Source organism: Edwardsiella hoshinae NBRC 105699 = ATCC 33379 (assembly GCF_000474215.1).
Taxonomy (GTDB): domain Bacteria; phylum Pseudomonadota; class Gammaproteobacteria; order Enterobacterales; family Enterobacteriaceae; genus Edwardsiella; species Edwardsiella hoshinae.
The window spans coordinates 154,042-162,173 of the sequence record NZ_BAUC01000021.1 but is presented as its reverse complement, the minus strand read 5'-3'; the positions used below and the strand labels follow the sequence as shown (position 1 = coordinate 162,173).

Sequence of the window (8,132 nt, the reverse complement as noted above, 5' to 3'; positions counted from 1 at the left end):
GAGGCCCATGTTATTTATTAACATGGGCCTTTTTTCATTGCTATCCTATGGATATTGGATAGGCGAGCATAAAATCTACCGAATGAAGTGAGCTGTCGATGCTCATCCGTCTTTCATACATTCACCTATCCAATACTTCAGAATCATTATCGGTTTTCAGTGGCTACGGGAAAGGACGTCTGCACGCCAGCCTCCCTGCCGCCTCTGTCGAACGCAGATTCTGTCCTCTTTAGCCATGTGTAAAACATGGCGTCGGAGATACTCTGCTTGTGGTAGACATCCGGCTCGGATGTATCCAGCTCCGTCGGCTTCAGCGCAAAGATAATTTGCTCTTTGGTGTATCGTGACTTTTTCATTAGCACTACCTCCGTTCAGGGACGTGTTTATCATGCTGGAATTCTGTTTTTGTCTGGAGCAGGATTTGGGGCAGGGTATGGGCAGTGCCAATCCGGACCTACACTGCCACTCTGTCTTTATGGTGGGGTAGGCTATCTCTATATTTTCCCTGGCTGAGGTGTTGCGTGCGTCTCGCTGCTATATCGATTGTATTTCATGCTGTGCATGCCTATAACAGAAGAGTAGACTCGTTACGATTACGTAGTGTGTGCGCCATCCCGGCTCGTCTCTACGGTGTATTTTGAGCAACAGGCGGTAAACGTGCGCAAAAAGAACTTTGCTATGCGCTACACGGCGGGTATGCCGGCAATGCGCATTTTCCCCGGCGCCATTCATGAGCTTGGCCAACCCGTGACGGCGACGCATACGTTGCCGAGCGACGATATCCTACGCATAATGGTCTGGAATATCTTCAAGCAGCAACGCGCCGATTGGCTCAAGGTGTTGAGAGAATATGGGCGGCGCTCACAGTTAGTGCTGCTGCAAGAGGCGCAGACCACGCCCGAATTGGTGCGCTTCGCAACCAGTAACTATCTGACTGCCGATCAGGTCCCGGCGTTTTCCCTACCGCAGCACCCATCAGGCGTTATGACGCTGGCGGCGGCACATCCGATCTATTGCTGTCCATTACGTGAGAAAGAGCCGCTGATCCGTCTGGCAAAGTCGGCGTTGGTGACGGTTTATCCATTATTTGATGGGCGTTTGCTGATGGTGGTCAACATCCATGCGGTGAATTTTAGTCTGGGCGTTGAGGTGTATAGCAAACAGTTAGATCCTATCGGTGAGCAGATCGCCTTGCATAAGGGGCCGGTGATCATGGCGGGGGATTTCAATGCCTGGAGTAATCGCCGCCTGAATGCTCTGAGGCGCTTTGCCAGCGGCATGGATCTACGTGAGGTACATTTTACTAACGATCAGCGGCGTACCGCCTTTGGCCGGCCGTTGGACTTCGTGTTTTATCGTGGACTGGGCGTAGTCGAGGCCTCGGTATTAGTCACTCAGGCATCGGATCATAACCCGCTATTGGTCGAGTTTCGTCCCGAGTAGCGGTATAAAAAAAGCGCCATGAGGGCGCTTTTTTTATACTCGAAGACGTCAGCGATTAGCTATTGCCGTCTTGTTTATCTTTCACATACAGAGTCAGCAAGTCGCCCGGCTGGATCTGGCCGTTATCGTTCACCTTACTATTCCAACGCATTACGTCATCAAGCTCGACGCCATGACGACGTGCAATACTGGAGAGCGAGTCACCTTTACGCACCTTGTAGGTGATGGTGTTGTCCGCCAGCATCCGCGCCCCACCGTTGGTAGATACTTTCAGCGTCTGCCCCGCCTTTAACGTGCTGCCACGCAGATTATTCATGCTTAGCAGCGCCCGTTGTGTCATGTTCAAACGGCGGGCGATCCCTGAGATGGTATCACCACTGCGTACCTTGTAGGTCGTGGCCGTACGGTTATCAGCCAACTGTACATCGGGCTGAATCGCCGCGATTTCACGTTCGGCCAATGAGTCCTTAAGACGATCAACATGCGCCAAGGGAACCATGATGTAACGCGGACCATGGCCTTGCGGAGCCGTCACGTTACGTTTATAGCCTGAATTAAACGACTTCAGTTTGGTCAGCGACATGCCCGCCATCTCGGCCGCTTGGCTGAGCTGAATCTGCTGACCAACCTCGACGCGTGCCAAGGCGCGCTCTTGGTTCGACTTCGGTAGCTTAATCCCATAGCGTTGGTTGTGCTTGATGATGTCGCTTAACGCTAGCACCTTCGGCACATACACCGACGTTTCACGCGGCAGCGAAAGCGACCAGAAATCGGTCGGACGCCCTTTGCGCTTGTTAGCCTTGATCGCTTGCATGACACGCCCTTCACCGCTGTTAAAGGCGGCGAGGGTCAGCAGCCAGTCACCATCGAACATTTTGTTCATGCGCTGCATCATATCCAGCGCTGCCGTGGTTGAAGCGGCGACGTCTCGGCGACCGTCATACCATTGATTTTGTTTTAATCCGTAATTACGACCCGTTTGAGGCACGATCTGCCATAGCCCGGCGGCATTGGCCGATGACGTTGCATGCGGATTAAAAGCGCTCTCCACTATGGGTAGCAGTACCAGTTCCATCGGCATATTACGTTTCTTAATCTGCTCGACAATCCAGTACATGTACGGCTCTGCCCGTAATGTTACATCGTGGAGATAGCTCTTATTGCGTAAGTACTTGTTTCTTTGCTCACGGACCCGGTAGTTATCCGGAACCTTCATCTTCATGTCGTCACTAATGAAGCCCCATAAATCATCCTGCGCGATGGTACTACTGGTGTTTCCCCATCGCGCGGAGGTCGCTCGTGCGGCCGAGGGCTGTCCTGCTTCACTTCGACTGACAGAAGACAAACTCTGTGCATGTTGCTCTGGCTGTGGCTGGGAACCCCCGTGGCAGCCTGCTAACAACACAGAGGCGAAGATTATCGCTTTAGCCTTCATGTGTGTGTCACTGGTGATTAAAAGACGAGCAATAATACTTTGCTTGGTCGCGTAACACAAGAAAAAGCTTTAAAAGCTGTCTTTCATGTCACGTAGACAGGCAAAAACTCGCCAAATCTCATTAGGTTGCGCAGGAAAACCTACATTCCTTTGCAAATCATCATCATAACAGAGTAAGAAAGGATTAATTTCCTTCTCAATCTGTAGGGTTGTAGGCACCGTAGGTTGGTGTTTTGCCCGCAACGCCGCTACGTGTTGCTGATATGTTTCTATTAGCCTGTTTTGTGGTAAGACATGGCGTGCAAACCGCAGATTTGACTCGGTATATTCGTGTGCGCAACACACCAATGTGTTATCGGGAAGTTGCAAAATGCGTTGCAACGAGTCAAACATCTGCTGTGGCGTACCCTCAAATAGGCGACCGCAACCGGCGGAAAACAGGGTATCGCCGCAAAACAGGTAGGGCGCGCTGTAGTAGGCCACATGGCCTCGCGTATGCCCAGGGACGGCGAGGACAGTAACCTGAAGTCCGAGCAGAGATAATGTCTCGTTGTCGGCCACCACCTGAGTGCATCCCGCCTCGCGGGTTTCTGCCGGGCCGTAAACCGGCATATCAGGGTAGGCTTTAACGATCTCTGCAACGCCGCCAACGTGGTCATTATGGTGATGGGTAAGCAGAATGGCTTTAGGGGTTATCCGATTCTCTGTCAAATAGTGTAAAACCGGTGTAGCGATACCCGGATCGACGATCAGGCATTGACGTTGCGGATTGATTAGCAGCCAGATGTAGTTATCCTGTAGGACAGGAAGGCCGATAAGATCCATGATGTTATCTTCTCCAAAGTCAGAGGTGGCGATGAAAGCGGCACTCAGTAACTCCTCATCTAGCGAACCGTTCACCTGGCGGCGTATCCCCTGGGGGATGCACTACCGGGCCGCGTTGGAGTTACGCCTGACGCCCTGGTGGCCGAAACTATTTGGCTACCATCTGCTAAAGTTGGGGGCGTTGAGCGCCGATCTAGCGACAGACCGTTGTACCATATCACATCAAGTGAATGTGGCCGCGCAGGGAGAGCATCTTCAGGTCATCACCGATTTAGCCCATTTACCTTTCGCCGCTAAGTCGGTGGATGCTTGTCTACTGGGACATGCTCTGGGTTATGCGACTAACCCACATCAGGTGTTGCGCGAAGTCGATCGGATCTTGGTGGATGACGGTTGGCTGATCATCAGCGGATTCAGTCCCTTCAGCCTGCTAGGAATAGGGCGGTTGGTGCCGGGATTACGCCGTCGTCCCCCTTACAATAGCCGCATGTTTAGCATGGGGCGTATCATGGATTGGTTGACTCTCTTGAATTATGAGGTGTTGGAAGCTTCCCGTTTTCAGGTGTTGCCCTGGCATCAGCCGTCAATGTCGTTACTGAGTAAACATTTCCCGGCGATGGGGTGTCTGATGTTGATCGTGGCGCGTAAGCGCACTATTCCGTTGACGTTGACGCCGCAGCGCGCTTTGCGCGCTCGTCCGGGGATTCGCCGGGCCTTGGGCGGCGCGGCGAAGAGCCTACGGCGTCCGGGTTAGCCCCCTTCGGGGCGGTAGCCCTCGTCATCTCGTGTCGGTTTACCCGCGGCCTGGCGCGCTAGCTCATCGCAGCGTTCGTTTTCTGGATGGCCTGCGTGGCCTTTAACCCATATCCATTCAACCTGATGCGATTGAATGGCTTGGTCTAATCGTTGCCACAGATCGACATTTTTGACCGGTTTCTTGTCTGCGGTTTTCCAGCCACGCCGTTTCCAACCATGGATCCATTGGGTGATACCTTGGCGCACGTATTGGCTATCGCTGTAGAGCTTTACCTGGCAGTCGCTGGTCAACGCTTCCAGTGCGACGATCGCCGCCAGCAGCTCCATGCGGTTGTTGGTCGTTAGACGATAGCCGGCGCTGAGCGCCTTCTCATGCTGCCGGTAGCGCAGTATGGCGCCATAACCGCCCGGTCCCGGATTTCCCAGGCAGGAACCATCGGTGAAAATCTCAACCTGCTTTAACATCTCTGGTAGACTATTCCCTGATCAAAACCGTGAGTCTGACATAAAGTGACACGATGAGCACAGCAAAATGAATACCCCAATCGCCCGCCAAATTGTCCTCGATACGGAAACCACCGGTATGAACCAGGTCGGTGCTCATTACGAAGGGCACCGCATCATTGAGATCGGCGCTGTCGAAGTCATTAACCGTCGGCTGACCGGCCGCAACTTTCACGTCTACCTCAAGCCGGATCGCCTGGTCGACCCGGAGGCGTTTACGGTGCATGGCATCAGCGATGACTTCTTGTTGGACAAGCCCAGTTTCGCCGATGTTGTCGATGAGTTCCTCGATTTTATCCGGGGGGCAGAGCTGGTGATCCATAATGCGCCGTTCGATATCGGCTTTATGGACTACGAATTCGCTAAACTCGCGCGCGATCTGCCTAAGACGGAAACCTTCTGTACGATTACTGACAGTCTGGTGATGGCGCGCCGCCTGTTCCCCGGTAAGCGTAATAGTCTGGATGCGCTGTGCAACCGTTATGAGATCGATAACAGCAAGCGAACCCTACACGGGGCATTGCTCGATGCCCAGATCCTGGCCGATGTCTATCTGATCATGACCGGCGGCCAGACGTCGTTGGCCTTTGCCAGTGAGGGCGATAATGCGACGCAGGTACAGGTCTCGGAGATCCGGCGGGTGGTGCGCGGAGCTCAGGGGTTACGGGTAGTGCACGCCAGCGAAGCGGAACTGGCTGCGCATGAGCAACGTCTAGATTTGGTGCAGAAGAAGGGCGGCAGCTGCTTGTGGCGTAGCTGATAAGGCTAAAACTTACTGAAAAATCGCCACAAAGTACAAAATATGCGCGAACGATAGGAGGAGGAAGAAAAAGGGTTGACGCCACCCGGCTCGCCCCGTAATATGCGCCTCGTTCCCCCAACGGGGACAACGCGGAGCGGTAGTTCAGTTGGTTAGAATACCTGCCTGTCACGCAGGGGGTCGCGGGTTCGAGTCCCGTCCGTTCCGCCACTATTCGAGGCCATGCTATTGATTAGCATGGCCTTTTTTATGCTTGTTTTTTTCGGTATGCCATCCAGTATGCCATTGCCGTCCGGCTTGCACTGGCTCACCTGAGATAGCTTCGGACAACTCACTCACCTCTCATCTCGCTGGCAGTGCTCCCGGATAGTGTCGGGCGATGATGTTGTTCAGCTTATCAATCAACTCAGGTCGCTTGAATACGATGTGTGCAGTTCCCTTCTGAAAATACTTAATCACAAACATCTCATCCTCGTAACGGTTACTGTGCCTGTTCTCATGGATATGATCGCTGAGACGACGGGTAACGTCAGCGCGGTTGTAGGGAACCGGTTTGCCATCAAGAAGCATCAGCATACGCTCAAGGTCAGCTAACCGGTCACGCTGCCAGCCCCAGTTAAGCCCAAATCCCCACCGATCGAACTTGACTAGTCCGGTAACGATAATTTTCGCCCCAAACTTGCAGGGGAATTTGTCTTAAAATTCCAGCTTAAACCTTTGAACACATTTATCACTCCGCGCTCAAACACCTCGCCCTTGTTCAGATGCAGTTGCTCAAACGTGCTGAGAATATTCTCTTCGCTGACGGCAGGAATGTCATCCTTTTCCAGACTGTTGTACCACTGGTCATGAGCCTGAGCATCCATGAGCGAAATCATGCCCGACTTCTTCATCAGGTCTCGCCATATGCTGCGATCGAGATTACGGGTAATAGCTTTCATCGCCGCTTCTGGTTTCTCCATCAACCAGCAGCCGCAACGGAAATCCTGCTTCATAGCCCAGTCCAGCGCGGTTTTTCCCCCGATACTGCGGGTCAGCATCGAAACATCGTCCAGTTGTTGCATGAGCACTTCAATCTGCGCCAGCGCGGCATTACGTCCCGTGACAATACGCTCAATGCTGGTGGAGCAAATCACGTCGGTGTGGCCGGTTAATACTTCGGGTTTGGTGAGAGTAAGCTCTGACATTATTTCGTTCCTTATATAAAGCAAAGCGCCAGCCGGTGAGGGCTGGCGATTATGAGTAAGTGATGAGTACTGTTCGGTGGTTAATCTGTACTGGTCTGTCGCAGAAGTTGAAGATGACGGAGATCGCGAACGTCCTGACGCGCACGTTCAATCCAGGGCAACAGCACTGCTGAATCGGTGTTGTCTTCGTCGTTGTCGAAAATAATCATGTTCCCACAATCGATGTTGTCCTGCAGCCAGTCAATCAGAACGTTGAGAGCCACTTCGGTGGTTAATTTCTCCATGAGAATATCCTGTGCTTATTGGTGAGAAGATTTACCAGTCGAAAATGTCAAAGCCCGGCAGCACTTCGCCAAAGGCATCCAGATGAACAATGCCAACGGCGTAGCGACGGATAAGCGTCACTACTAACCGACGGCAGGCTTTCGACAGACCGAGACGTTTGAGGCGTAAGACCGGAAATGACCAGGCACCCAGGTGGAGCAGATAACCCGACCCGGTGTAACTAATCCATTCCGACTCACCAAAGTCTTCATTCTGGTGTGAAAGAGTAAACAGCAGAGCGTTGTCTTTCTCCGTAATATGCGCGGTACTGCACTGGATGCCATTAACGCGGGCGACGGGTGGAAGCGGATCTTCAACGACCAGCTTTCCGGGGGAGTCAGCAACGCGAAGGGAATAACCGTTATCACAGACCACATCGATCAGCGCAGCCAGTTCAATGCCGTCAATATCCACAGCGATCCGGCCCGCATTCAGGGCCAGAACGTTGATGGCGTCGGCTTCTACCGTCAGGGATAACTTCATCGATGCCCCCCACGGTATTTACCGGTGGTGATGTCGGTCACCGTTCTGTAATCGTTGCGAGTCATCAACCCGGTGGCTTTGCGGGCGCGGAGAATATCGATACTGGTGAGACGCGGCAACTGTGTTTCTGTACTGAAACCGTGACGATCGATGCGCACCAGATCGTACTTCTCCACAATAAAATTCACGGCGTCGCACAGTGATATACCGGCGTCGATATGCTCCTGAATCACACCGTCGTTGCCAAACGGCGTGTCGTTAAGCGTCAGACCGTAGTGACGATCCAACAGGTGGCTCAGAAGCCGTTGCCAGATCTCCACCGGTGACGGGCGTGATGTAGCCTCCTGCGTTGAGGATAGTGGTTGGGTTTGCATAGTGGGATCTCTTTGTTGATGGGTAAAACGAGGGTAAGTAG

10 protein-coding genes, 1 tRNA gene and 1 pseudogene are annotated in these 8,132 nt (G+C 53.0%); 4 read left to right on the top strand and 8 right to left on the bottom strand.

Annotated features, from left to right (window positions below):
- Nucleotides 1-146: 146 nt before the first annotated feature.
- Nucleotides 147-356 carry a transposase gene (locus tag EHO01S_RS19420; protein ID WP_024523886.1) on the bottom strand — a complete coding sequence of 70 codons (210 nt, stop codon included), beginning with the start codon at nt 354-356 and terminating at the stop codon, nt 147-149.
- Nucleotides 357-657: 301 nt separating this feature from the next.
- Between EHO01S_RS19420 and EHO01S_RS10400 the strand changes: the two genes are divergently transcribed.
- Nucleotides 658-1,443, top strand: a complete 786-nt coding sequence (locus tag EHO01S_RS10400) for an endonuclease/exonuclease/phosphatase family protein (protein WP_024523885.1) — start codon at nt 658-660, stop codon at nt 1,441-1,443.
- Between the two features lie 55 nt (nt 1,444-1,498).
- Here EHO01S_RS10400 and mltD read toward each other — a convergent pair whose 3' ends face one another.
- Nucleotides 1,499-2,878 (bottom strand): murein transglycosylase D, encoded by a 1,380-nt coding sequence (gene mltD / locus EHO01S_RS10395; protein WP_035370461.1) that lies wholly within the window; start codon nt 2,876-2,878, stop codon nt 1,499-1,501.
- Nucleotides 2,879-2,947: 69 nt separating this feature from the next.
- A complete protein-coding gene (gene gloB / locus EHO01S_RS10390) occupies nt 2,948-3,703 on the bottom strand; it encodes a hydroxyacylglutathione hydrolase (RefSeq protein WP_024523883.1) in 756 nt (251 codons plus the stop codon).
- A gap of 31 nt (nt 3,704-3,734) precedes the next feature.
- On the opposite strand from gloB, the gene EHO01S_RS10385 reads away from it, so the two are divergent.
- Nucleotides 3,735-4,457 carry a class I SAM-dependent methyltransferase gene (locus tag EHO01S_RS10385; RefSeq protein ID WP_024523882.1) on the top strand — a complete coding sequence of 241 codons (723 nt, stop codon included), beginning with the start codon at nt 3,735-3,737 and terminating at the stop codon, nt 4,455-4,457.
- On the opposite strand, the gene rnhA is transcribed toward EHO01S_RS10385, so the two are convergent.
- A complete protein-coding gene (gene rnhA / locus EHO01S_RS10380; protein ID WP_024523881.1) occupies nt 4,454-4,924 on the bottom strand; it encodes a ribonuclease HI in 471 nt (156 codons plus the stop codon). The two genes, EHO01S_RS10385 and rnhA, sit on opposite strands and share 4 nt — an antisense overlap.
- Nucleotides 4,925-4,991: 67 nt before the next feature.
- Here rnhA and dnaQ point away from each other — a divergent pair, with 67 nt between their 5' ends.
- Together dnaQ and EHO01S_RS10370 are read left to right on the top strand one after the other, a co-directional pair.
- Nucleotides 4,992-5,723, top strand: a complete 732-nt coding sequence (gene dnaQ / locus EHO01S_RS10375; protein WP_024523880.1) for a DNA polymerase III subunit epsilon — start codon at nt 4,992-4,994, stop codon at nt 5,721-5,723.
- 133 nt (nt 5,724-5,856) lie between these two features.
- A tRNA-Asp gene (locus tag EHO01S_RS10370) sits at nt 5,857-5,933 on the top strand.
- Nucleotides 5,934-6,065: 132 nt separating this feature from the next.
- Here the strand turns inward: EHO01S_RS10370 and EHO01S_RS17565 are convergent.
- The 4 genes and pseudogenes from EHO01S_RS17565 to EHO01S_RS10350 form a co-directional block, all read right to left on the bottom strand.
- Nucleotides 6,066-6,910 (bottom strand): annotated as a pseudogene (locus EHO01S_RS17565) (DUF4942 domain-containing protein).
- Nucleotides 6,911-6,990: 80 nt separating this feature from the next.
- Complete coding sequence (locus EHO01S_RS10360; protein WP_000413747.1) at nt 6,991-7,194, bottom strand: DUF957 domain-containing protein; 204 nt, start codon at nt 7,192-7,194, stop codon at nt 6,991-6,993.
- 31 nt (nt 7,195-7,225) lie between these two features.
- The gene (locus EHO01S_RS10355; protein WP_000777682.1) at nt 7,226-7,717 is read right to left on the bottom strand and encodes a DUF5983 family protein; all 492 of its coding nucleotides are present in this window, start codon (nt 7,715-7,717) and stop codon (nt 7,226-7,228) included.
- Nucleotides 7,714-8,091, bottom strand: coding sequence for a TA system toxin CbtA family protein (locus EHO01S_RS10350; protein ID WP_001194695.1), 378 nt, complete (start codon nt 8,089-8,091; stop codon nt 7,714-7,716). Before EHO01S_RS10350 ends, EHO01S_RS10355 begins: the two co-directional genes overlap by 4 nt.
- Nucleotides 8,092-8,132 lie beyond the last annotated feature (41 nt).